At 60.6% G+C, this 22,391-nt stretch carries 22 protein-coding genes; 13 read left to right on the forward strand and 9 right to left on the reverse strand.

All coding sequences use genetic code 11. The features are described 5' to 3' along the window. Positions 1-19: 19 nt before the first annotated feature. From KF827_RS01765 to KF827_RS01775, 3 genes are read right to left on the reverse strand one after another with little or no spacing between them, the layout of a single operon-like run. The gene (locus KF827_RS01765) at positions 20-793 is read right to left on the reverse strand and encodes an SDR family oxidoreductase (RefSeq protein WP_290998949.1); all 774 of its coding nucleotides are present in this window, start codon (positions 791-793) and stop codon (positions 20-22) included. Beyond that, entirely contained in the window at positions 790-1,467 is a 678-nt protein-coding gene (locus KF827_RS01770) for a TetR/AcrR family transcriptional regulator (protein WP_290998952.1), read from the reverse strand. The genes KF827_RS01765 and KF827_RS01770 overlap by 4 nt, the downstream gene beginning before the upstream one ends. 14 nt (positions 1,468-1,481) lie before the next feature. Next, the gene (locus tag KF827_RS01775) at positions 1,482-2,267 is read right to left on the reverse strand and encodes an SDR family NAD(P)-dependent oxidoreductase (protein WP_290998955.1); all 786 of its coding nucleotides are present in this window, start codon (positions 2,265-2,267) and stop codon (positions 1,482-1,484) included. Positions 2,268-2,488: 221 nt separating this feature from the next. Here KF827_RS01775 and KF827_RS01780 point away from each other — a divergent pair, with 221 nt between their 5' ends. The 8 genes from KF827_RS01780 to KF827_RS01815 all read left to right on the forward strand — a co-directional run bounded on the left by KF827_RS01780 (position 2,489) and on the right by KF827_RS01815 (position 11,350). Continuing rightward, on the forward strand, positions 2,489-4,135 hold the full coding sequence (locus KF827_RS01780) for an AMP-binding protein (RefSeq protein WP_290998958.1): 1,647 nt from the start codon (positions 2,489-2,491) through the stop codon (positions 4,133-4,135). After that, positions 4,125-4,628, forward strand: coding sequence for a TRAP transporter small permease (locus KF827_RS01785; protein WP_290998961.1), 504 nt, complete (start codon positions 4,125-4,127; stop codon positions 4,626-4,628). The genes KF827_RS01780 and KF827_RS01785 overlap by 11 nt, the downstream gene beginning before the upstream one ends. Next, positions 4,625-5,923, forward strand: coding sequence for a TRAP transporter large permease (locus tag KF827_RS01790; RefSeq protein ID WP_290998965.1), 1,299 nt, complete (start codon positions 4,625-4,627; stop codon positions 5,921-5,923). Before KF827_RS01785 ends, KF827_RS01790 begins: the two co-directional genes overlap by 4 nt. Before the next feature lie 34 nt (positions 5,924-5,957). Further along, entirely contained in the window at positions 5,958-7,031 is a 1,074-nt protein-coding gene (dctP, locus tag KF827_RS01795) for a TRAP transporter substrate-binding protein DctP (protein ID WP_290998971.1), read from the forward strand. A gap of 69 nt (positions 7,032-7,100) precedes the next feature. Continuing rightward, positions 7,101-8,252 (forward strand): thiolase family protein, encoded by a 1,152-nt coding sequence (locus KF827_RS01800; RefSeq protein ID WP_290998977.1) that lies wholly within the window; start codon positions 7,101-7,103, stop codon positions 8,250-8,252. Positions 8,253-8,257: 5 nt separating this feature from the next. Next, the gene (locus KF827_RS01805; protein ID WP_290998980.1) at positions 8,258-8,677 is read left to right on the forward strand and encodes an OB-fold domain-containing protein; all 420 of its coding nucleotides are present in this window, start codon (positions 8,258-8,260) and stop codon (positions 8,675-8,677) included. Then, positions 8,674-10,308: an AMP-binding protein gene (locus KF827_RS01810; RefSeq protein WP_290998984.1), complete on the forward strand. Its 1,635-nt coding sequence runs from the start codon at positions 8,674-8,676 to the stop codon at positions 10,306-10,308. The genes KF827_RS01805 and KF827_RS01810 overlap by 4 nt, the downstream gene beginning before the upstream one ends. Before the next feature lies 1 nt (position 10,309). After that, entirely contained in the window at positions 10,310-11,350 is a 1,041-nt protein-coding gene (locus tag KF827_RS01815; RefSeq protein WP_290998989.1) for an SDR family oxidoreductase, read from the forward strand. A 1-nt stretch (position 11,351) separates the two neighbouring features. Here KF827_RS01815 and KF827_RS01820 read toward each other — a convergent pair whose 3' ends face one another. The 6 genes from KF827_RS01820 to phnF all read right to left on the reverse strand — a co-directional run bounded on the left by KF827_RS01820 (position 11,352) and on the right by phnF (position 18,359). Next, positions 11,352-12,638, reverse strand: coding sequence for an O-acetylhomoserine aminocarboxypropyltransferase/cysteine synthase family protein (locus tag KF827_RS01820; protein ID WP_290998992.1), 1,287 nt, complete (start codon positions 12,636-12,638; stop codon positions 11,352-11,354). Positions 12,639-12,784: 146 nt separating this feature from the next. Next, positions 12,785-13,777 carry a DUF1513 domain-containing protein gene (locus KF827_RS01825; RefSeq protein ID WP_290998995.1) on the reverse strand — a complete coding sequence of 331 codons (993 nt, stop codon included), beginning with the start codon at positions 13,775-13,777 and terminating at the stop codon, positions 12,785-12,787. Position 13,778: 1 nt separating this feature from the next. Next, positions 13,779-14,801: an imelysin family protein gene (locus KF827_RS01830; RefSeq protein WP_290999000.1), complete on the reverse strand. Its 1,023-nt coding sequence runs from the start codon at positions 14,799-14,801 to the stop codon at positions 13,779-13,781. Next, a complete protein-coding gene (locus tag KF827_RS01835; RefSeq protein ID WP_290999003.1) occupies positions 14,801-16,186 on the reverse strand; it encodes a di-heme oxidoredictase family protein in 1,386 nt (461 codons plus the stop codon). Before KF827_RS01835 ends, KF827_RS01830 begins: the two co-directional genes overlap by 1 nt. After that, the gene (locus tag KF827_RS01840) at positions 16,183-17,442 is read right to left on the reverse strand and encodes an imelysin family protein (protein ID WP_290999006.1); all 1,260 of its coding nucleotides are present in this window, start codon (positions 17,440-17,442) and stop codon (positions 16,183-16,185) included. The genes KF827_RS01835 and KF827_RS01840 overlap by 4 nt, the downstream gene beginning before the upstream one ends. A 152-nt stretch (positions 17,443-17,594) precedes the next feature. After that, complete coding sequence (gene phnF, locus KF827_RS01845; RefSeq protein ID WP_290999010.1) at positions 17,595-18,359, reverse strand: phosphonate metabolism transcriptional regulator PhnF; 765 nt, start codon at positions 18,357-18,359, stop codon at positions 17,595-17,597. 122 nt (positions 18,360-18,481) lie between these two features. On the opposite strand from phnF, the gene phnG reads away from it, so the two are divergent. From phnG to phnK, 5 genes are read left to right on the forward strand one after another with little or no spacing between them, the layout of a single operon-like run. Continuing rightward, entirely contained in the window at positions 18,482-18,988 is a 507-nt protein-coding gene (gene phnG, locus KF827_RS01850) for a phosphonate C-P lyase system protein PhnG (RefSeq protein WP_290999013.1), read from the forward strand. 8 nt (positions 18,989-18,996) lie between these two features. Continuing rightward, positions 18,997-19,626, forward strand: a complete 630-nt coding sequence (phnH, locus tag KF827_RS01855) for a phosphonate C-P lyase system protein PhnH (RefSeq protein WP_290999018.1) — start codon at positions 18,997-18,999, stop codon at positions 19,624-19,626. Between the two features lies 1 nt (position 19,627). Next, positions 19,628-20,731 (forward strand): carbon-phosphorus lyase complex subunit PhnI, encoded by a 1,104-nt coding sequence (locus tag KF827_RS01860; RefSeq protein WP_290999021.1) that lies wholly within the window; start codon positions 19,628-19,630, stop codon positions 20,729-20,731. Next, positions 20,728-21,612: an alpha-D-ribose 1-methylphosphonate 5-phosphate C-P-lyase PhnJ gene (locus KF827_RS01865; RefSeq protein ID WP_290999025.1), complete on the forward strand. Its 885-nt coding sequence runs from the start codon at positions 20,728-20,730 to the stop codon at positions 21,610-21,612. The genes KF827_RS01860 and KF827_RS01865 overlap by 4 nt, the downstream gene beginning before the upstream one ends. Further along, positions 21,609-22,391, forward strand: a complete 783-nt coding sequence (gene phnK, locus KF827_RS01870) for a phosphonate C-P lyase system protein PhnK (protein WP_367273106.1) — start codon at positions 21,609-21,611, stop codon at positions 22,389-22,391. Before KF827_RS01865 ends, phnK begins: the two co-directional genes overlap by 4 nt.

Raw genomic sequence — 22,391 nt, forward strand, 5'->3', positions numbered from 1 at the left:
TTCTTACGACTGCAATCGTTCAGCGTGCGGTAAGGCCGCCATCTACCGGCAGCATCACGCCAGTAAGATTGCGGGCCATGGCGGAGCATAGGAACAGCGCCGCATCGGCCACATCCTCGGGCGCGATCAAACGACCCAACGGAATGCCGGCGCGGAACTGCTCCACGGCCCGATCGAAATCAGGCTGCACCTTGGCGGCGATGCTGCGGAAGAGCGGCGTATCGGTGGGGCCGGGGCAGACTGCATTGACGCGGATGCCCTGCGGCGCCAATTCCAGCGCCAGGCTGCCCACCATGCCGGAGATGGCGTGTTTCGATGTGCCATAAAGGCTGAAATTCGGACGCACCATCAACGACTGGATCGAACCGGTGAACAGCATCGCAGGCTGATTGCCGCGCTTGGCGCTATCGCGCAGGGCGGGCAGGGCGGCCTTCGCCATCACCATGGGGCCTAACACATTGACTGCCAGAACCTGTTGGATCGCCTCGAGCGACATGCTGTCGAGGGCACCTTGCGAGGGCATGCCGGCATTGTTGACCAGCAGATCCAGGCCGCCAAAACGCTTCACCGCCTTTTGCGCGGCAGCCTGGCAATCGGCCTCGCTGGTATGGTCGATACGGATATGATCGGCATTCGCTCCAAGGGCTGTGGCGGTTTGCGCTGCGGCATCGTTGTTCAGATCGGCGATCAGCACGGCGGCACCGGCAGCATGGAAGCGTTCGGCGATGGCTTTGCCGATGCCGGAAGCGCCACCGGTGATCACTGCGGTTTTGCCAGTAAGCGAAAGAGTCATTGCTCGTTCCAGTCTATTTGAGGGTAATTGCCGTCTACCAGAACCGGCTTCAGCAGGATGGAAAGGCCGCGATCGATATAGCGCCGGCAGGTCATGCGCGGCAGACGCCAGGCGGCCAGCGCCCAGCCATGTACCAGCAGCAGGCTCTGGTAGGTGAGCATCTGGGTGTCGATCGGATGGAACAATTCGGCCTTGATGCAGGCACGGATGCGATCCTCGATCAGCTTGGTGGTGGCCACGTCCTTCTGCAGGATTTCCCGCCGCGCCTCGGGCGAGAGCATGTGCGATTCGCGATAGCCGATCAGCCAGGCCGGTCGGCGTTCATCCACCACGCGGCCGAACCCATGCACGGCGGCAATGAACTGGTCCAGCGGATTGGTCTTGCTGGCGATTGCAATCGGCACTTCACGCACATAGGCATCCAGCACATCATTCATGGCATAGATCAGCAGGTCTTCCTTGTCGCGGAAATAGCTGTAGATCAGGCCTACGCTCATGCCGGCGTCATCGGCGATGCTTTGCATCGTGGTGGTGTGATAGCCATCGCGGCTGAAGCGCTCGATGGCTGCGGCGCAAATCTGGCTGCGCCGCGCCTCGATCAACTCGGCGGATCGTTTCGGTCGGCCACGCGGCGGAGAAGCCGATGCCTTGCGCGAGGAAGTCGGGCGTTTCATGCCGCATCTTCTCCTTAGTCGAGAACCTGCATGTCGTCGGCAAAAGGCGGGAAACCGAAGCTCTGGCTGATCGGCATCACTTCCAGGGTGTTGATATTCACCCGGCGTGGCAACAGCACACAGAACGCTATGATCTCGGCAACATCCTCGGCTTTCAGCAGATTGGGGTGATTATAGAAATTCTGCGCGCCCTGCTGCGAGCCGATGCGCACGGCGGCGAATTCGGTTTCGGTGGTGCCCGGCTCGATGCAGGTGGCGCGAATATTGCTGCCTTGCAGATCGGCACGCAGGTTGAGCGTGAACTGCTTCACGAAGGATTTACTCGCGCCATACACATTGCCCGATGGATAAGGCCAGTTGGCTGCAATCGAGCCGATATTGATAATATCGCCAAAGTCGCGCTCTATCATGCCGGGCAACACGGTATGCGTGATATTCAGCATGCCGTTGATATTGGTTTCAACAATGGTGCGCCAATCCTGCAGGCGTGCTTTCGGCACTGCAGCAGAGCCCACCGCGAGACCGGCACTATTCACCACCAAATCAATGGCGTGCCACTCTTTCGGCAATGCAGCAATCGCATTTTGCACTGCATCTGCATCGCGCACATCCAGTGGCAATATATACGCAGCATCGCCAATGCGGCTGCGCAATGCTTCAAGACGATCCTGTCTGCGGCCTGCAAGAATCACGCGGCATCCTGATTCCACAAGCTTTTGAGCTGTTGCCGCGCCAATACCAGAGGTGGCGCCAGTAACAAGAGCAATGCGGTGTCTCGCAGTTGCGCTGGCTTTGGTCATGGCGTTTGTCTCCCGCTGAAGTCTTTTCTTGACAGCCATATTATATTGAATATACGCTCATTCAAATAATGAATTGATGGCCGGCACGAAAAAACATCGGCCATCGGAGGAAATGTCTTGAATGGGCCGATCATGATCCGCTCGCATGCTCATTGTTGCCGATCCTCTGGTGCGGCCAGCGCAGTACGCTGCTGCATCCCGACTGAATCCGGCGCGTAGCCATGCTTAATAAGCCGGCCTTTCCGCAATCCGTGATCGATGCTTATGCCAAGGCGGGATCCTGGCCGCAGCGCGATATCTATGCCTTTTTGTCGGATGCGGCGGAAAATCAGCCGAACAAGACTTTGATCGTCGATCGCTTCGGTCGCCTCAGCTATGCCGAGGCGTTGGCGCAGACCGATGCGCTTGCCGGTAATCTGCAAAGCCTGGGGGTTGGACGCGGCGACCGCGTGGCGGTGCAGTTGCCGAACTGGCGCTATTTTCCCTTGATGGAATATGCCTTGGCGCGGCTTGGCGTGGTGATCGTGCCGCTGCCGCCGATCTATCGGCAGCGCGAATTGCGCCTGATGCTGGGTCTGGCCGAGCCGGTGATGGCGATCTGCCCGGATAGCTTTCGGGGCTTCGATCATGCCGGCATGTTCCATGATTTGCAGAAAGAAATCCCTAGTCTGCGCCATTTGGCGGTGATCGGCGAAACGCGCCCAGATGGTGCGTTGGATTTCTTCGATCTGTTGCGGCCCAACAAGGCGGACCTGCCGCCGCCGCTGGATCCCAATATCGTTACCGAAATCGCCTTCACTTCAGGCACCACTGGCGAGCCGAAAGGCGTGATGCATACCGCCAACACCAATTTCTGTCCGCTGATCAATCTGATCGAGGATCAGAAACTGGGCGCCGATACCGTGGTGCTGATGGCTTCCACCTTTGGACATCAGACCGGTTTTGCCTATGGCGGACAATTGCCGGTGATTGTCGGCGGCACCGTCGTATTGATGGAGCGCTGGGATGCCAAACAGGGTGCGGCGCTGATCGACCAGGAGAATGTTACCTGGATGATGGGCGCCACGCCTTTTCTGCAGGATCTGACCGATGCTGTGGAATCCGGCGCCGGACATTGTCGGTCTCTCCGCATCTTCCTCTGCTCCGGCGCGCCGATACCGCGTTCACTGCTGATCCGCGCGCAGAAGGTGCTGGGCGCGCATGTGGTGTCTGGTTGGGGAATGACCGAGGTGGGGCTCACCACGCTCAGCCGGCTGGATGATCCGGCGGAAAAGATTTTCGGTTCCGATGGCCGGCCTTTGCGCGGCATGCAGATTCGGGTGGTGGATGCCGATGACAAGCCCTTGCCCGATGGCGAAGAGGGCGAATTGCAATGCCGTGGGCCTACGTTGTTCGCCGGATATTGGTTGCGGCCCGATGTGACGGCAGCAAGCTTTGCCGATGGCCGCAATGCCGGCGATGGCGGATGGTTGCGCACCGGAGATCGCGCACGCCGCGATGTCGATGGCTATATCCGCATCACAGGCCGCAGCAAGGACATCATCGTGCGCGGCGGCGAGAATATTCCGGTGGTGGAAGTGGAAGACCTGCTGCACAAGCATCCGCGTGTGCAGGTGGCCGCTATCGTGGCAATTCCCGATCCACGCCTGCAGGAACGCGCCTGTGCCGTGATCGTGACGCGCGATGGCGGTAGTTTCGACATGGCCCAGATGTTGGCATTCCTGGAGCGGGAGCATCTGGCAAAGCAGTATTTCCCAGAGCATTTGGTGGTGATGGATGCCATGCCGATGACGCCGAGCGGAAAGGTGCAGAAATACATTCTGCGCAAGAAGGTTCTCGAAATCATAGGAGTGAGCGATGTCGCTTGAAGCGGGTTTCACGCCTTTGGAACGCCGGGTAATCCTGCCATCCAGTGTGGCAGGCGGCATCGCGCTGATTCTGCTTTCTGCCGTTGTTACCGGCGAGGTGATCCTGCGCGCCATGGGCATCGCCGTGGTGGGCGCGAATGAAATCGGCGGCGTGCTGCTGGCGCTGCTGATCTTCCTGGCGGTGGGTTACACGCAATCCATCGGCGGCCATGTCTCGATTGAAGCCGTGGTCAACCTGTTTCCGCCGAAAGGCCGGCTGGTTTGCGAAACCCTGTCCAATCTCATTTGCGGCGCTTTCAGCCTGGTACTGACCTGGACATCGGCACAGGAAGCATTTGTCAGCTATCAGCGCATGGAATACCAGTTCGGCACCATGGAATTCCCGCTCTGGCCGGTGAAGGCAGTGATCGCTTTCGGCATGGCGTTGTTGGCTCTGGCCTATGCCTGTTCGCTGTATCGCAATGCAGTGAATTTCAGGAAGGGTACGCCATGACCGCAGGCCTGGTCGTTACGCTGATTTTTGCAATCGGCATCATCACTGGCATGCCGATTGCTTTCGTGCTGATCATCTCGTCGTTCAGCGGCTTGGTGATGCTGCGCGGTTTCGATGTGGCGCTGAGTGCGCTCAGCACCATGCCCTACGGAAAATCCACCGATATCGCGCTATCGGTGATTCCGCTCTTCATCCTGATGGGCTACCTCGCTTCGCAGGCGGGAATTAGCGAAAAAGCCTATCAGATTGCCTATCGCTTCGTTGGCCATCTGCGTGCGGGCCTGGCGATTGCTACGGTTTTTGCCTGTGCGGGATTTGCCGCCACGTCGGGTTCCTCGGTGGCTACTTCCGCAGCAGTAGGTAAAATCGCCTTCACCGAGATGAAGCGCTTTCGCTACAATGATGCAATCAGCGCAGGTACTATCGCGTCGGCCGGTTTGCTCGGCATCATGATTCCGCCCAGCATCATGCTGGTGGTGTATGGCATCGTCACGCAAACCGATATCGGCCGGCTCCTGCTGGCCGGCATCCTGCCGGGGATTCTCACGGCGTTGGTTTTTTGCATCGGCCTTTATGTGCTGGCGCTGATTCGGCCCGATTTGATGCCGGTGGCCAATGAACGCTTTTCCTGGCGTGATCGTATGGTGGGCCTGAAGGATGGCAGCGGCATACTGATCCTGTTCACTGTCATCATCGGCGGCCTTTATTCGGGTCTGTTCACCGTGAACGAGGCGGCTGGCGTGGGCGCGGCCGCGGCTTTTGCGCTGCTCTTGCTCAAGCGCGGCTTCGATTGGAAAGCCTTGCTGATCGGCGGCAAGGAAGCCGTTGCCAGCACCGCGATGATATTCCTGATCCTGATCGGGGCCGGTTTGTTCGGCCAATATGTTGCGCTATCAGGCTTGGCCGGCACGGTTACCAAGCTGATCACGGGCTCGGATTTGCCGCGCTATCTGATTCTGGTGCTGATCCTGCTGGCCTATATTCCGCTCGGCATGTTCCTCGAGCCGATCTCGATGTGTTTGATCACGCTGCCGATCGTTTTTCCCGCCATCAAGGCGCTGGGTTTCGATCCGGTCTGGTTTGGCGTGATCATCGTAAAGATGAGCGAGTTGGCGAATATCACGCCGCCATTGGGTGTGAATGTATTCGTCATCAAATCGATACGGCCGGAAATCCAGCTATCCACGGTGTTCCGTGGCGCCAGCCTGTTCATGCTTTTGGAAATCATCACCTTGGTGATCCTGGTGATCTTTCCGGAAATCACCTTGTTCATCCCGAACTTGATGGCCAAGTGAAGAGAAGAAGCAAAACCATGGGAGGAGTATGGAAATGACTATCTCTAAACTGCTGAAGACGGGTGCTTTGTTGCTCCCGTTTGCATTCGCCGGTGCGGCCGAAACCGCACAGGCTCAGGTCAATCTCGTGTATTCCACATATGTGGCGCAGGGTTCCACCTCCAATCGCCAGTATGAAGTGTTTCTCGACGAGCTCAGCGCCCGCACCAACGGCTTTGTGAAGGTGAAGGACAAGCTCTATCTCTCGGCTCTGATGAAGGCCGGAGATCATCTTACCGGCGTTGGCAAGCGGGTTGCCGATGTGGGCTATTTCTGCACCGGCTACACGCCGGCTCTGTTGCCGCTTACCTCGATGGCGGAACTGCCCTATGTGAGCGACAAGGGCGATGCGGTTTCTGCGGCACTGCATGAAATGTATGAAACCAACGATGCGCTGCGCCGCGAATACCATAAGCAGAATGTTGAGCTTGTGGCCTTCGATGCGCCTTCGGCCACCATCATCGGCGTCAACAAGGAGATCAAGTCGGCTGCCGATCTGAAGGGCCTCAAAGTGCGCGCCTATGGCGATCTGGGCAAGATTGCCGGCAAGGCCGGCGGCATGATCCCGGTGCCGATGTCGACCGCCGAAATCTACACCAGCATGCAGACCGGCGCGATCGATGGCTATATCGGCATTCCGCTCTGGATGCCGGGGCCGGAAAACTGGCTGCCGCTGACCAAGACGCTGATCGCCCCGGCCATGGGCACCTACTATACCTGCGGCTTGGTGATGAACCTCGATCTCTACAAAGGCCTGCCTGACAATGTGAAGCAGGAAATGGCCAAGATGCGGCGCGAATTCCCCAAGAAGTCCATCGCGCTGGTGGAAGAGGGCGATGCTGCGACCGTGAAGGATGCCCAGGCCAAGGGCGTGAAGTTCTATCGCTTCACCCCGGCGGAAGTGGACGCCTGGAAGAAGACCACGGATTACGATGCGTTGAAGGCGGAATGGATCAAGACCCGCCAGGCCCGTACCGATGCCAATGTGGAAGAATACCTGAAGCAGTATCAGGCGATTCTGGCCAAGTATGTGCCGCAATCCAACTACGAGCAGCGGTTCCCGAAGTAAACCTTGGTCGGCGCGCCGGTGTATCCGGCGCGCCGATTGTTTCTGGCGTAAAGCATGAAGGGGTTAGGCATGGCGGATGATGATATTGCGATCGTCGGGATTGGGCAGACCAAGCCGACACGGCGCGCCGACCGCGACATTCGCGCGCTCTCCATCGAGGCCGTGCAGATGGCGCTGGATGATGCAGGCATTGCGCCCAGCGAAGTGGATGGCATTATCAGCGACGGCGTGATCATGCCGGGCAGCGTGCCGCGCGAATACATGGCGGCGCAATTCGGCATCACCCGGCGTTTTGATGGTGGCATGTCTTATGGCGGCACAGGCATTGCCTGCGCCCCCATGCTGGCCCGCATGGCGCTGCGCGCCGGCCTGGCCGATGTAGTCGTATTCTATTTCGGCGTGGATTGGGGCAGCCGGGCCGAGGGCCCATATGGTTTCCACAACATGTATCCCGCCAAGATGGCTTTCGAGAAGCCCCAGGGTTTCAATGGCCAGCCATCTTATTTCGCGCTCTGGGCGCGGCGCTACATGCATGAATATGGCCTTACCGAGGCCGATTTGGCAGCCATTGCCACCACGCAGCGCGCCAGTGCGTTGCGCAATGGCCGCGGCCAGGTGCAGAAGGCACTCAGCATGGATGATTATTATGCCTCTCGCATGATTTCCGATCCGCTGCGTGCAGCCGATTGCTGCCTGATCACCGATGGCGCCGTCGCTTTCGTGATGACGCGGATGGATCGCGCGCGGGATTGCCGCAAGAAACCGATCAAGGTGATGGGCTGCGGCTATGCCAGCGAGCCCTTGAGCGGCGACGACATCTTCACCCAGAAGCCGGCGCAATTGACCATGCCTGGCGCCAAGGAAGCCTGCGGGCGCGCCTTGCGCGAGGCCGGTATCGGGTTGGGTGCGGTGAATTTCGCCGAGATCTACGATTGCTTTACCATATCCTGCCTGATGCAGATCGAGGACCTGGGCTTCTGCAAAAAAGGCGAAGCGGGCGCTTTCGTGCGTGAGCAGGGCACGGGTATCGAGGGCAAGTTGCCGGTGAACACCCATGGCGGGCTATTGTCGCATTCCTACCTGCTCGGCGCCGAGCATGTGGTGGAGGCCGTGCGGCAATTGCGCGGCGAGGCCGGCAATGCCCAGGTGAAGAATGCGGAAATCGGCATGGTAACCGGGCTATCCGTGCCCGATTACGGCGTATTGCTGTTGGGTCGGTGAGCGATATGGCTGAATTGAACGAGATCAATCCCGAATTCCATGGTTTCTTCGCGCATCTGCGTGAGGGGCGTGTTGCTTTTCCGCATTGTAATGCCTGTGGCAAGCTGCATTGGTATCCGATGAAGATTTGCCCGCATTGCCAAAGCAGCGATATCGATTGGAAACCGATGCGCGGCGCTGGCGAATTGTGGAGCTGGACCGTGGTGCGGCATCCGTTTTCGCCGGCTTATAACGACAAGGTGCCTTATGTGGTGGCGATGGTCACCTTTGCCGAGGCGCCGGGCATTCGCTTGATCGCCAATATAGAAGACGTGCCGCTGGATAGCCTGAAAATCGGCATGTCGCTGGAACTGGCCCAGCCGAACAGCAACGAAGCGATGCCGCAGGTGCTGTTCCGGCCCAGCAAGGCGCTTAAGGCGGCATGATCGACGATACGGCCTTTCGCACGCTGGATGATGCCTTCCAGGCTGTGGTTCGGCGCAAGCCTGGCCTGGCTTGTATCGCTGTGCCGCCGGCACGGGGCCGCGATTACGCGCCGGATGGCCTGGAATGGAGCTATGGCGAAACCGCCGAACGGGTGGAGGCGGCAGCCCAGGCCTATGGCCGTGCTGGTTATGGCCATGGCCATCGGGTGGCGCTGTTGCTGGAAAACCGGCCGGATTTTCTGGTGCATTTCCTGGCGCTGAACCGCCTTGGGTGTTGTGCCATCCCGATCAATCCGGATTACCGCGCGCATGACATGGCCTATCTGCTGGAGCATTCCGGCAGCGACCTGGCGGTGGTGCTGGATCATCGTGTGGCTGATGTGCTGGCCGTGGCGCGAGGCATTGCCGGCAAGCCGCCGGTTTGCGGATTGTCGCATATGGCAGAGCTGCCGCGTGCACGCCGCGCCGCGTCTTCGACGCCGCCGGATCGAGGCAGCGAAACCGTGCTGCTCTATACCTCGGGTACCACCGGCCTGCCCAAAGGCTGCATGATCGACAACGAATATCTGTTCTTTGCCGCCGCACGATATAATCGTGCCGGCGGGGCCATGGCCGTGCGGCCGGAAGCCGAGCGGCTGTATAATCCGCTGCCGCTTTTTTATGCCAACAGCGTGTCGATCTCCAACCCGGCGATGATCCTCACCGGCAATTGCATGATCTTTCCGGATCGTTTCCATCCGAAAAGCTTCTGGGCAGACCTGGCCGCCACACGCGCCACCATGATCCATTATCTCGGCATCATTCCGCCGGTAATGATGAACATGCCGGCAAGCCCCGAGGAGCGGGCCCATGGTGTGCGTTTCGGTGTGGGGGCCGGCATCGATCCGGCCTTGCATGGCGCTTTCGAGAAGCGGTTCGGCTTTCCGCTGATCGAGGTCTGGGGCATGTCGGAACTTGGCATCGTCACGGCAGCCAATCACGAGCCGCGGCATATCGAAACCCGCAGCATCGGCCAGCCGCTCTGGGATGTGGAAATCGGCTTGCAGGATGATGCCGATGCGCTGGTGCAGGGGCCGGGGCTAGGCGAATTGGTGATCCGGCGTAAAGGCAACGATCCGCGCAAGGGTTTCTTCCGCGAATATTTCCGCGACCCGGAAACAACAGCCACCACCTGGCGCGGAGGCTGGTTCCATACCGGCGATATCGTGCGGCGTGACGAACAGGGCGTGGTGCATTTCGTCGACCGCAAGAAACATATGATCCGCCGTTCGGGCCAGAATATCGCGGCGGCCGAGATCGAGGCCTGCCTGCGCGAATTGCCCGGCATAACCGAAGTTGCCGTGCTGGCGGTGCCTGATGAATTGCGTGAAGAAGAAGTGATGGCGTGCATCATTCCGCGCGACGGCGCAGGCAAGGATCGTGCTGCTGCCCAGGCCATTGTGGAAGCCAGTTTGCAGCGCTTGGCGTATTTCAAGGTGCCGGGCTGGATTTTGTTCGTTGATCGGTTGCCCACCACTGCCACGCAGAAGCTGCAAAAAACGCAAATATTCAAGGCGGGCGAGGATCCGCGCCAGCGTGAGGGCGTATTCGATTTCCGGCCTCTGAAGCAGCGCGCGCCGAAAGGGAGCTGATATGCCGCAAGCTTTGATCGTTGGCGATGTAGGTATCGTCGGCGCCAATATGCGCAAGCTGCTGGCCGCTACCCCAGGCTGGCACAGTATCGGCGTATCGCGGCGCGCATTGCCCGAAGATCCCGATCATATCGCTGCCGATCTCACCGACCGCTCGGCCGCGCTTGCCATGGCGCCCAAGCTGGGCGGCATAACGCATCTTTTTGTTTGCGCGCGCGTGCCGGGCAAGAATCCTTCCGATGAAGCACGGGTGAATCGCCTGCTGATGGAGCATAGCCTCGATGCTCTGGCGGCGGCGAAGGCACCATTGCAGCGCGTGGTGCTGGTGCATGGCACCAAATGGTACGGTTCGCATCTCGGTCCTTACCGCGTGCCGGCCAAAGAAGATCATCCGCGCCACATGCCGCCGAATTTCTATCACGACCAGCAGGATGTGGCGGAAGCCCGCTGCCGGCAGGGCGGCTGGACCTGGTGTGCGTTGCGGCCCCATACTGTGTGGGGCTTTTCCACCGGCACTGGCAACAACCTGATCATGCTGCTGGCGGTTTATGCCGCGTTGTCGAAACAGCTTGGTTTGCCGCTGTGCTTTCCCGGGCCTGCCGCCACCTGGAGCAAGTTCTCGCAATCCACCCATGTGGACCTGCTCAACCGTGCCATGCTATGGGCGGCAATCGCACCGGAAGCGGCCAATGCGGCTTTCAATGTCACCAACGGGGATGTTTTCCGCTGGTGCGACCTTTGGCCACGTGTTGCGGCGTTTTTCGACATGTCGACCGGTCCGGTGCAAACCTTGTCGCTTGCCACCATGATGGCCGATAAGGCGCCGGTCTGGGATGCCGTTGTGGCCAAGCATGGTTTGCAGCCCTACAGCATGGCGGACCTTGCCGGCTGGGCCTATGGCGATGGCTTGATGGCCAATACCTGGGACGATGTTTCGTCCACGGTGAAAATCAGGCAGGCCGGTTTCGCCGAGGCCATCGACAGCGAGGAAATCTTCCTGCAATCGATGGCCGAATTACGGCGAAACCGTATTATCCCCTAAATCAGAGGCTGGAAAGCGCAGCAGTGAGATCGGCGAGGATATCGTCGATATGCTCGATGCCGATGGATAGCCGCACATAGCCGGGCGTGACACCGCTTTGTGCCTGTTCTTCAACGGTCAGCTGGCTATGGGTGGTGGAGGCCGGATGGATGGCCAGGCTGCGGGCATCGCCGATATTCGCCACGTGATAGAACAGTTTCAGGGCGTCGATGAATGTGCGGCCGGCTTGCAGGCCACCCTTGAGTTCGAAGCCCAGCAGACCGCCATAACCGCCCTTGAGATACGTATCGGCACGTTTGCGACTTTCGCCGCTTTGCAGGCCGGGATAGATCACCTTGGCGACGGCAGGATGCTTGCTCAGGAATTCGGCAACGGCAGCGGCATTGCGGCTATGCTCGCGGATGCGCAGCGGCAGGGTTTCCAGGCCCTGGATGATCTGGAAGCCATTGAACGGGCTGAGCGCCGCACCAAGATCGCGCAGCAGGGTTACGCGCGCCTTGATGATATAGGCCACCGGGCCGATCGGCTTCACGGCTTCGGTCCATACTGCGCCATGATAGCTGGGATCGGGCTGATTCAGCAAAGGCTGACGTGCGGGATGCGCCGCCCAGTCGAAATTTCCGCCATCCACGATGATCCCGCCGATCGAGGTGCCATGGCCGCCGATATATTTGGTGGTGGAATACACCACCACGGCAGCGCCATGGGCGAGGGGCTTCGCCAGGATCGGTGCAGCCGTGTTATCCACGATCAGCGGAATGCCCAAGGGACGGCCGATGGCAGCCACTTCGGCGATGGGGAAAACCGATAGCTTGGGGTTGGGCAGGGTTTCGGCGTAATAGGCCCGCGTGCGCGCATCGGTGGCGCGGCGGAAATTTTCCGGGTCTGCGGGATCGACGAAGCGCACTTCGATGCCCTGCTGCTTCAGCGTATTGGCAAACAGATTCCAGGTGCCGCCATAGAGATCGGTGGAACTCACCACGTTGTCGCCGGCCACAGCCAGGTTCTGCAACGCAAGTGCCGAGGCTGCCTGGCCGGATGCAACGGCAAGCGCGGCGGCACCGCCCTCCAGAGCCGTGATGCGCTGTTCCAGCACGTCCAGCGTGGGATTCATGATGCGGGTGTAGATATTGCCGAATTCCTTCAGCGCAAACAGATTGGCAGCGTGGTCGGCATCGCGGAATTGATACGATGTGGTTTGATAGATCGGCACCGCTACGGCGCCGGTGGTTGGGTCGGCGCGATAGCCGGCATGCAATGCAATGGTTTCCGGATGACTGAAGGTCATTTCGAGACTCCTCCCTTGAACAGGTATTTCGCCTGCATATTTGCTCTGGCCGGCAGGTCGCACAAGTTTGGGCGGAGCAAAATTTATTCGTGCGAAACTTTATCGGTTTTATAGCTTGGCAAGTCTGGGCGAAAATACAGGGGCAATCATGCGCCTGTAGCGCGAATATGGTTGTCCCAAGCAATTGGCAGATTGCGGCGCCGACCATCGGGCAGGATCATATCGCCGCGCCCGCCGCTGAACAGAAATCCGCCTTGCAGCGGCGCGGCGCCGCAGATATCGGGCATATACAGGCTGCTGCCATCGGGGTGATGCACAGCCAGCCCGCCATGGGGCGAGGTGATATAAAGGCCATCGCTCCCAGTCGCCAACGATCCGCAATAGCCGCGCAGATCGCCCTGCGCCTTGCCAAGCGGCTGCCATTCGAGATCGTCGCCGCGCCAGAAAACCAACAGCGGAATCCCCGGATCGGCATTGCCGCGATCCTGCGCGCCGACGGCCACGCGACCATCACTCAACACTGCCATATGGCGCAGGCTCAGCCGCCTCAATTCGTCGGGTACTGCGCGCAGGCTGAGAATTTCGCCATTGGCAATACCCATCAGAATGAGACTGGATTTATCCAGTGCATCGCCGCCATTGGCCACCGCCAGCTGGCCATCCAGCAGCAGCAATTCGTGGGGATCGACCCCTTCGGTAGGCCATAATGCGATCCGCTTGCCGGTTTGCGCTTCCAGCACGGCGATACAGCCCAGGCCATCGGCATCGCTGGCCGTGGCGGCAATGCGATGCTCATCCAGAAAGATGGCGTGGCCGCCAAAGGCCAGATCCTGGCTGGGCCAGAGTGCGGTTGCGCCGGTTTGCAGATCAAGCCGCAGCAGCCAGTGATCGGGCCGCCGCGCAGCCAGCACGGCGCTTTTACCATCGGGCGCGATGCCCATGCCATGGCCGCGACCGGGAAGTGCATGGCGCCAGAGCGGCGTGCCAGCGGCATCCAGGCCGAACAGCGCATCGCCCGTTACATCGGCGCCGCAGGTAAGCAGAGCGGCTTTGGCTTGCTGGGCCGCAAAAGCCATGCGCGATGCAAATGGCAGGGCAATAGCTGCCCCCAGCAGGCCGCGCCGACTGATCCGCGTCATGTCAGTCGCCATCCAGCGCATTGAAGCCCACTGGAATTTCCAATGTAGGCGCCAGCTTTTCAGCCAGCATGGATTTCACCGCAAGTAGATCGGCGCGGAGCTTTTCAAGGCCAGGCCGGGCAGAGGGGTCGGCTAGCGCATCTTCAAGATGCAATGCGGCGGTGCGGCTTGCCAGATCATCGAACCGCTTGCTCAGATCGGCTGCCAGAGCGCGATCCGGCACTTTGGCGGCCATGGCGGCAAACAATTCGCGCGCTGCGGCGATATTGGCGGCGATGGCGGCGCCAGACATGCCGCTGCGCCAATATTCGGCAGCCATCGGCTTCTGTTCGCGCAGGGATTTTCCCATCGGTCGATTGAGCTTGTGATCGGCTACAAGCTCCACTGCCGCGTGCAGTGCCTTGAACAGATCAAGCGTGGCCTCTTCAGGCCCGGCATAAACCACCAGATCACCCTTGGCTGCCACGAATTGTTGGGCGTAATTGCGGCCCTTGCCCCAATCGTCGTTGATATCCTTGGCCATGCCGGCAAGGTTTTCGGTTGCCGCCTGCAGCCATTGGCAACGGAAGGCATCGTCTTCCAGTTTAGCGGTTTCCTTGCCATCGAACAGCACGCGTTCCAGCGCGCCCATGCCCTGCACGGCGATGCTGCCGGCATGGAAATCGGGCAGCTTGCCGGAGGCGAATAATTCGTTCATCTGGCGCGGAATGCTGTTGCGCGGATCGGGCCAATAGGCGAAGCGCTGATAGCGATTGAACAGCAGCACCGGGCCAAAGCGCAGATGTTGCACGCCCTGCCAGGCCAGCATTGCCTGCTGCCAGCCCCTGCGCAAAGCCTCGCGCTCGCCGCAGCCGGGCTTGGCGGCATCGGCGAAGGCACGCGTGGTGCTTTGCAACTTGGCCAGGCGCGGCAGGATATGCGCCTGCACGGCCTCGCTATTGATGGCGCGATAATCCGGCGCGGCGTGCACAGCCTGGGTATAACAAAGGCTGGCCAGCAGCAGGGCGAACAGCATCTTGCGCATTACAGCGACTCCAGAAATGCCAGTAGGGCTTCGCGGTCTGATCCGGATAGCGCGATTACACGGTCGCGTGCCTTGGCTGCCTCGCCGCCATGCCAGAGAACGGCCTCCAGAATGCCATCGGCGCGGCCATCATGCAGCAGGTAGAAATGGTCATTCACCCGCCGTGTCAGGCCTAGGCCCCAAAGCGGCTGGGTGCGCCACACTCTTCCCAGCGGCGAGGATCCGTCCAAGCCGTTGGGGTCTGCCAGATCGTCGCCCATATCGTGCAGCAGCATGTCGGTATAGGGCCAGATGGTCTGGCCCGAAAGCTCGGGGAAGCTGTCGCTCCGGCCGGTGACGTGTTTGGGCGTGTGGCAAGCGGCGCAACCGATATCGTTGAACAGCTTCTGGCCTTGGCGCACTGCCGGTGCGGCAATGCCCTCGCGCGCCGGCACCGCCAGATGATGGGCATAGAATACCGTGAGATCGAACAGCTTCTGCGGCACTTCCGGTTCATTGCCTTCCGAACCATGCGGGGCCTCGCGGCAGGTTTTCTGTGCCGGCGTGCAATCGCCATAATCCTCCGGGAAGATCGGCGTGGAAAGCCCCATATCGTTCTTGAATGCGGTGGCGGTCTGGTCCGCCACAGAGGCTGTACCGGTCTTCCAGCCGAAACGGCCAAGCTTCATGGCGCCGCCTTCCGATGGGCTGGGCACGCGGCGGAAGCGGCCGCGTATGCCATCGCCGTTCAGATCCTCGGGATCGGCGCGCGCCATGATATCGGCTTCAGGAATCAACTCCAGCAAGCCCATGCCGATCATCGGCGGTGCGATACGCGGCGCTATGGTTGTGGTGCGATCAAACGGGCCATAACCGGGATCGACCAGCTTGTAATGCGGTTTGCGCAGCGTCACCACCATGCCATCGGTCAGGGTTATCGGGCGCAACTCATGGGTGGTTTCCACATTGGCTTCGGCGGCATGGCCCTGGGTGCCGAAGGTTTGCAGCTGATGGCCATAAACCGGATCGGCCGAGCCATCGGCGCGCGCCAGGGCGAAGAGCAACGAGGATGGGGTTTCACCGGCAGCAGGCGGCCGACCGCGTCCATCCTTCAAATGGCAGGCCTGGCAAGCGCGTGCGTTGAACAGCGGGCCCAATCCATCGGAACTCTTGGTGGAGGAGGGCGCTGCCACCCAGAGCTTGCGGAACACGCCATCGCCGACCTTGAAATCGAGTTGCTTGTCGAATGGCAGATTGCCGGAAGGATTGGAAAAGGCGCTGCGGTTGCGTGGGCCTTTGCTGGTGGCGGCACCGCCGGGCTTGTCCTCGCCGGTATCGGAGAGGCTGTTGCCCGCAAGCGCGACGCCAAGGGCCAGAAGCGTACTGAACAGAAAAAAGCGGTTCACTTTTTACCAACCTTGTCAGGTGAATCCAGGCTGTCGGACCCCTCGAAGGCGACCTTGCCGAGTTGCAGCGCCGCGCTGATACGCTCCAGCGTGCGGGTTTGATCGATCAGGGCTGCGATGGCGCCCTCCAGTACGGCAGCGCCTTCGGCATTGCCCTCGGCCAGCATCTGATCGTAACGCTCCACGGTTTCGGCACGCTGCTTCACCTTGCCCATGGCAGCCAACGAGGCATCAAGCTTGCCGCGCATTTCGCTATCCAGTGCCGACGCCTTTTCGGCCACCAACGCCGTCAGCCCCGGGCCGCTGATCTTGCCATACCGCCCGAGATAGATCGCCTGCATGCCCACTACATTGTAGTAATGCGAATTGTGAGTGTTGTCTGAGAAGCAATCATGCTCTTCCTCGGGATCATGCAGCAGCAGGCCCAGCTTCATGCGTTCGCCTGCCAATTCGCCATAGGCCAGGCTGCCCAGGCCGGTAACCATGGTGGCAATGCCGGCATTGGGATCGGCCAGCAGATGCTTGCGCGCTTCGCCTTGCGGGCCCCATTGCCCAGCCATCCAGGCCAGATCGTCCACCAGCAATTGCGTGGCCACCAGCAGATAGGCGGCGCGGCGGTCGCAATTGCCATTGGTGCAGGCGGCGCCCTTGGCATAATCGGTCCAGGGCCGGTTGCCGGCGCCGGGGCCGGTGCCGTTCAGATCCTGGCCCCAGAGCAGAAACTCCACGGCGTGATAGCCGGTGGCCACATTGGCTTCCACGCCGCCCACTTCCTGCAGGCCACGCAGCGTGCGCCAGGTGATGCGGCTGGTATCCACCTTGCGGCCGCCGATTTCCAGTTTGGTATTGGCGATGATGTTGGCGCCGTACCACGGATTGGCATCCGAGCTTTCGCCGTATTTTTCGCTGTCGACGTAATCGATCAGGCCTTCATCCAGTGGCCAGGCATTCACCCGGCCTTCCCATTCATCCACGATCGGATTGCCGAAGCGATACACCTCGGTTTGCTGATAGGGCACGCGGGCTGCAATCCAGGCGTCGCGCGCGGCGATCAGGTTCTGCTCGGATGGCTTGGCGGTCAGGGTTTCCACCTTGCGCAGCAGATGCCGTGCACTGCGCAGCGCATCGCCATACATTGCCTGGGCGATGTCGCTATAGGTATTCAGCACGGCTTCAGGGGTGGCGGCGCGGGCTGGGAGGCTGGCCAGAGCCAGGCTGGCGGAAACGAACAGGGCGGCGATCAGCGGCTTGAACACGGCTGGCATCCTCGGCAAGGCGGTGGATGGGGCAATTTTTTGCGACTGCCTATCAATATTAATGATAGCAGGGCAGGGCAAGCCCCCGCCTATTGGGTAAGACGTTTTGCCGCGCCGGATTTACCGGGTTTCGGGAAAATATTTTTTGGCGGTTAATCGGTATGTTCGATGCTGAGCACCACATGATCGGCGGCAAAGGCGGCGCGCACGAACTCGATCGGCCGGCCTTGGGGGTCGATATTCACCGTCTCGCTTTGCAGGGTGGCGCGGCTGCGCGGCAATTGCAGCAGGCGTGCCTCCGCGGCATTGAGCAGGCGCGCGCTCACGCGGGTGGAGCGGCGGCGATAATCGGCTACGCCGCCGGCCGCCAGCGCGGCCGTGATGGTGCCATGGCGGCGAAACAATTCCGGCATATTGGGAAAGCGCTCGGCGGGAAAGTAACGCTGGCTTACGCTGATGCGCTTGCCATCGGCGCGGTTCAGGGTTTCCAGCTGCCAAAGCTCGGCGCCGAGCGGCAGACCCAGGGCGCGGGCAATCTCGGCCGGTGCCTTCACGCGCTCGGCTGAGATCAGTTCGCGCAAGGCGGTTTTCTGCTTGGTTTGCAGGTTTTCGGTGAAGCGCGTGCGCGGGCCCAGGGCATAATCCAGCATGTTGTCGGCCACGAACATGCCGCGGCCCTGCTCGATACGGATCAGGCCCAGCTGACCCAGCCGCGCCATTGCCTGGCGCACCGTGTGGCGGTTCACGCCGAAGCGTTCGGAAAGCAGTTTTTCGGTGGGCAAACGTTCGCCCGGACCGATTTCGCCGGCACGGATTTCACGCTCCAGCCTGCTGGCCACCTGGCGCCAGATCGCCATGCCATTACCGCGTTCGATCCCAGGCCCGCGTTCGATAATTCCGCCAGAGTCCGTGCCCATGTCTCAGATCCGCAATGCCGCTGTCATAAAAACTTCGCGCTGACATGGCTTGATAACGCAGCCACACATCGCTAACGATATAGATGTCTAGACAAATTTAGACAAATGCGCAAGAGGTCTGTGTGTCGCCCATCGCTCAAACGGAAACACTGTCTGCTGGCCAGGCTGCGGGCCAGGCTGCTGGCCAGGCCGCGCGCAAGCGGCGTCTGGCTCTGTTGGCACGCGCTGAGCGCGCCCGGCTGGAAACGGCATGGGCCGAACTGCCGCAGCGCCCTGGCTATCGCATGCTCAAACCAGCCGAAACCGGCCTGGTGATGCTGCGGGGGCGGGCCGGCGGCGTGGGGCAGCGCTTCAATCTGGGCGAAATGACGGTGAGCCGCTGCGTGGTGGTGCTGGACGATGAAGGCGCCAGTATGGGCGTTGGCTATGTGCAGGGGCGCGACCGGCGCAAGGCGGAACTGGTGGCCTTGTTCGATGCCTTGGCGCAACAGGACCATCATGCAGCGCAGATTGAACGCGATCTGTTGGCCCCTTTGGAACAGCACTTGAATCGGCAGCGCGCGGTTCGTGCCGCCAAGGTTGCGGCCACCAAGGTGGATTTTTTCACCATGGTGCGTGGCGAGGATTGAGAGGCCGTATGAACCAGCTTTCATCCCGATCTCAGGATTTACCTATATCTCAGGCGCCGGCCCCTGGCTTCGCCGATCCGGTGAGCGACAGCCAGCAGGGGTTTCGCGCCTTGCTGGATGCCTTGGCGCATCCTGGCTGCATCGTCACTTTAGCTGCTGCATGCGGCCGGCCGGAGGCTCTGGATGCGGCACCGGCTGCCGCTTTGCTTACCCTGGCGGATTACGATACGCCGGTCTGGCTCGGGCCTGGGCTGGATGACGCGGCAATAGCTACCTGGCTGCGTTTTCATACCGGCGCCCCGCTGGTTGCCGATTCCGCGCGTGCTGCCATCGTGTTGCTCAAAGCCGATGCGCTGCCCGATCTGCAGGCTTTTTCGCTTGGCAGCGATATCGCGCCCGAACAAGGCGCAACCTTGCTGATCCAGGTGCCCGATCTGACCGACGAAACTGCAATCGTGGCGCGCGGGCCGGGGATATTGGGCGAGATCGGTTTGCCCAGCTGCGGCCTGACGGATGCCTTCTGGCAGCAGCGCGCAGCGCTGAACGATGCCTTTCCACGCGGGCTGGATATCTATTTCTGCGCAGGCGATGCGATGCTCGGTCTGCCGCGCAGCAGCCATATCGGCATGAGGGCATAACATGTATGTGGCGGTGAAAGGCGGCGAGGCCGCAATCGAAAATGCCCATAAGCTGCTGGCGGAAGATCGGCGTGGCGACATGGCGTTGCCAGAAATCGATGTGGCGCAGATTCGCGAGCAGATGAGTCTGGCCGTGGATCGTGTGATGACGGAAGGATCGATCTACGACCGCGATTTAGCGGCACTGGCGCTGAAGCAGGCGCGTGGCGATCAGGTGGAAGCGATTTTCCTACTAAGGGCCTATCGCACAACTCTGCCCCGGCTTGGTATGGCCGAGCCATTGGATACCCAGGGCATGCAGGTGTCGCGCCGCATATCGGCCACCTTCAAGGATTTGCCGGGTGGGCAATTGCTGGGGCCGACCTTCGATTACACCCATCGCCTGCTGGATTTTGCGCTGCAGGCGGAGCGGCAGCCATCGGAAGCAAAGCAGGGTGGCACCCTGCCGCAAGCCATGCCGCAAGTGGTGGACCTGCTGAATGCCGAGGGTTTGATAGAGCAGGAATGTCCGGATGACGATGATGAGGTGGTGGGCGACCTCACCCGCGAACCGCTGATGTTTCCCGCCAGCCGCGCGGTTCGGCTGCAATCGCTGGCGCGCGCAGATGAGGGCTATCTGCTGGCGCTGGGTTATTCCACGCAGCGCGGTTATGCAAAATCGCATCCCTTCGTGGGCGAAATCCGCAGTGGCATGGTGCGTGTGGAACTGGATATCCCTGAACTCGGCTTCGCAGTCGATATCGGCGAAATAGGCGTGACCGAATGCCAGATGATCAACCAGTTTCGCGGCTCGAAATCCGAACCGCCGAAATTCACCAGGGGGTATGGGCTCAGTTTCGGTTATGCCGAACGCAAAGCCATGGCCATGGCCTTGGTGGATCGAGCCTTGCGTGCCGAGGAATTGGGCGAGGATATAACCGCGCCGGCGCAGGATCAGGAATTCGTGCTCTACCATGGCGATAATGTGGAGGCATCCGGCTTCGTGCAGCATCTGAAACTGCCGCATCATGTGGATTTCCAGGCCGAACTGGCGCTGGTGCGCAAGATGCGCGCGGAAATCGCGGCGGGCGATACGGCCCCTGCCTTCGAGGAGGCCGCACAATGACCGCAGATGACAATTACAATTTCGGCTTTCTGGATGAGCAGACCAAGCGCATGCTGCGGCGTGCCATCTTGAAGGCGGTGGCGATACCGGGCTATCAGGTGCCGTTCGGCAGCCGCGAAATGCCTTTACCTTATGGTTGGGGCACGGGCGGTATGCAGGTGACGGCGGCGGTGATCGGCGCCGACGATGTGCTTAAGGTGATAGATCAAGGCGCCGACGACACCACCAATGCCGTATCGATCCGCCGATTCTTCACCCGCATGACCGGCGTTGCCACCACCGAGAAGACCCGCCAGGCCACGCTGATCCAGACGCGCCACCGCGTGCCGGAAACGCCTTTGCAGGCCGGGCAGATTCTGGTTTATCAGGTGCCGATCCCGGAGCCGTTGCGCTGGCTGGAGCCGCGCGAGACGGAAACCCGTATCATGCATGCGTTGTCTGAATACGGCGTAATGCATGTTAAGCTGTATGAGGATATCGCCCGGCATGGCCATATCTCCACGGCTTATGATTATCCGGTGCTGGTGAATGGCCGGTATTTGATGCGGTGTTCGCCGATCCCGAAATTCGATACACCGAAGCTGCACATGAATCCCGCTTTGCAGCTTTTCGGCGCGGGCCGGGAAAAGCGCATCTATGCCTTGCCGCCGCATACCGATGTGAAGCCGCTGGACTTTGCCGATCATCCTTTCGAGATCGAACATTGGCCGGAACCTTGCGCGCTATGCGGCGCCACCGACAGTTTCCTGGATGAAGTGATCCTGGACGACAAAGGCGACCGGATGTTCGTCTGTTCGGATACCGATTATTGCGGAGAGCGGCGCGAAGCCGGCCATCGCGGCCGGATGTCGCCGCCGGAAAATCTGGAGGCAGCGGAATGAGCGCGTTGGAAATGCCGCTGCTGAATGTGGAAGGCATCAACAAGAGTTTCGGCCGTCAGCAGGCTTGCCGTGAGGTATCGCTGGAGCTTTGGCCCGGCGAGGTGTTGGGTATTGTGGGCGAGTCCGGATCGGGCAAATCCACCTTGCTGAAAATCTTGGCCGGCCGCCTGCCTGCCGATAGCGGCTTTATCCATTATCGCTCGACCGAAGAAGGCATCGTGGAATTGCTGGGCGCCAACGAGGCGCAGCGCCGCCGCTTGATGCGCCGCGAATGGGGCTTCGTGCAGCAGCATGCCCGCGATGGCCTGCGTATGGGTTTTTCGGCCGGTGCCAATATCGGCGAACCGATGATGGCGCTGGGCCAGCGCGATTACGGGCACTTACGCAATATCGCCAAGGATTGGCTGCGTGCGGTGGAAATCCCGGAAGAGCGGCTGGATGATGCGCCGCGCACATTCTCGGGCGGCATGCAGCAGCGCTTGCAGATTGCCCGCAATCTGGTGACCCACCCGCGCATTGTTCTGATGGATGAGCCCACCGGCGGCTTGGATGTTTCCGTGCAGGCGCGTTTGCTCGACCTGCTGCGCCGCCTGGTGCATGAGCATAATGTTGCTGTGATATTGGTGACTCATGATCTGGGCGTAGCGCGCCTGCTGGCCGACCGATTGATGGTGATGCGACGCGGCCAGGTGGTGGAGGCTGGTTTGACCGATCAATTGCTGGACGATCCGCAGCATGCCTATACGCAGTTGCTGGTTTCCTCGGTTTTGGGAGTGTGA

The sequence above is a fragment of the Ferrovibrio sp. genome, assembly GCF_019636075.1.
Taxonomy (GTDB): domain Bacteria; phylum Pseudomonadota; class Alphaproteobacteria; order Ferrovibrionales; family Ferrovibrionaceae; genus Ferrovibrio.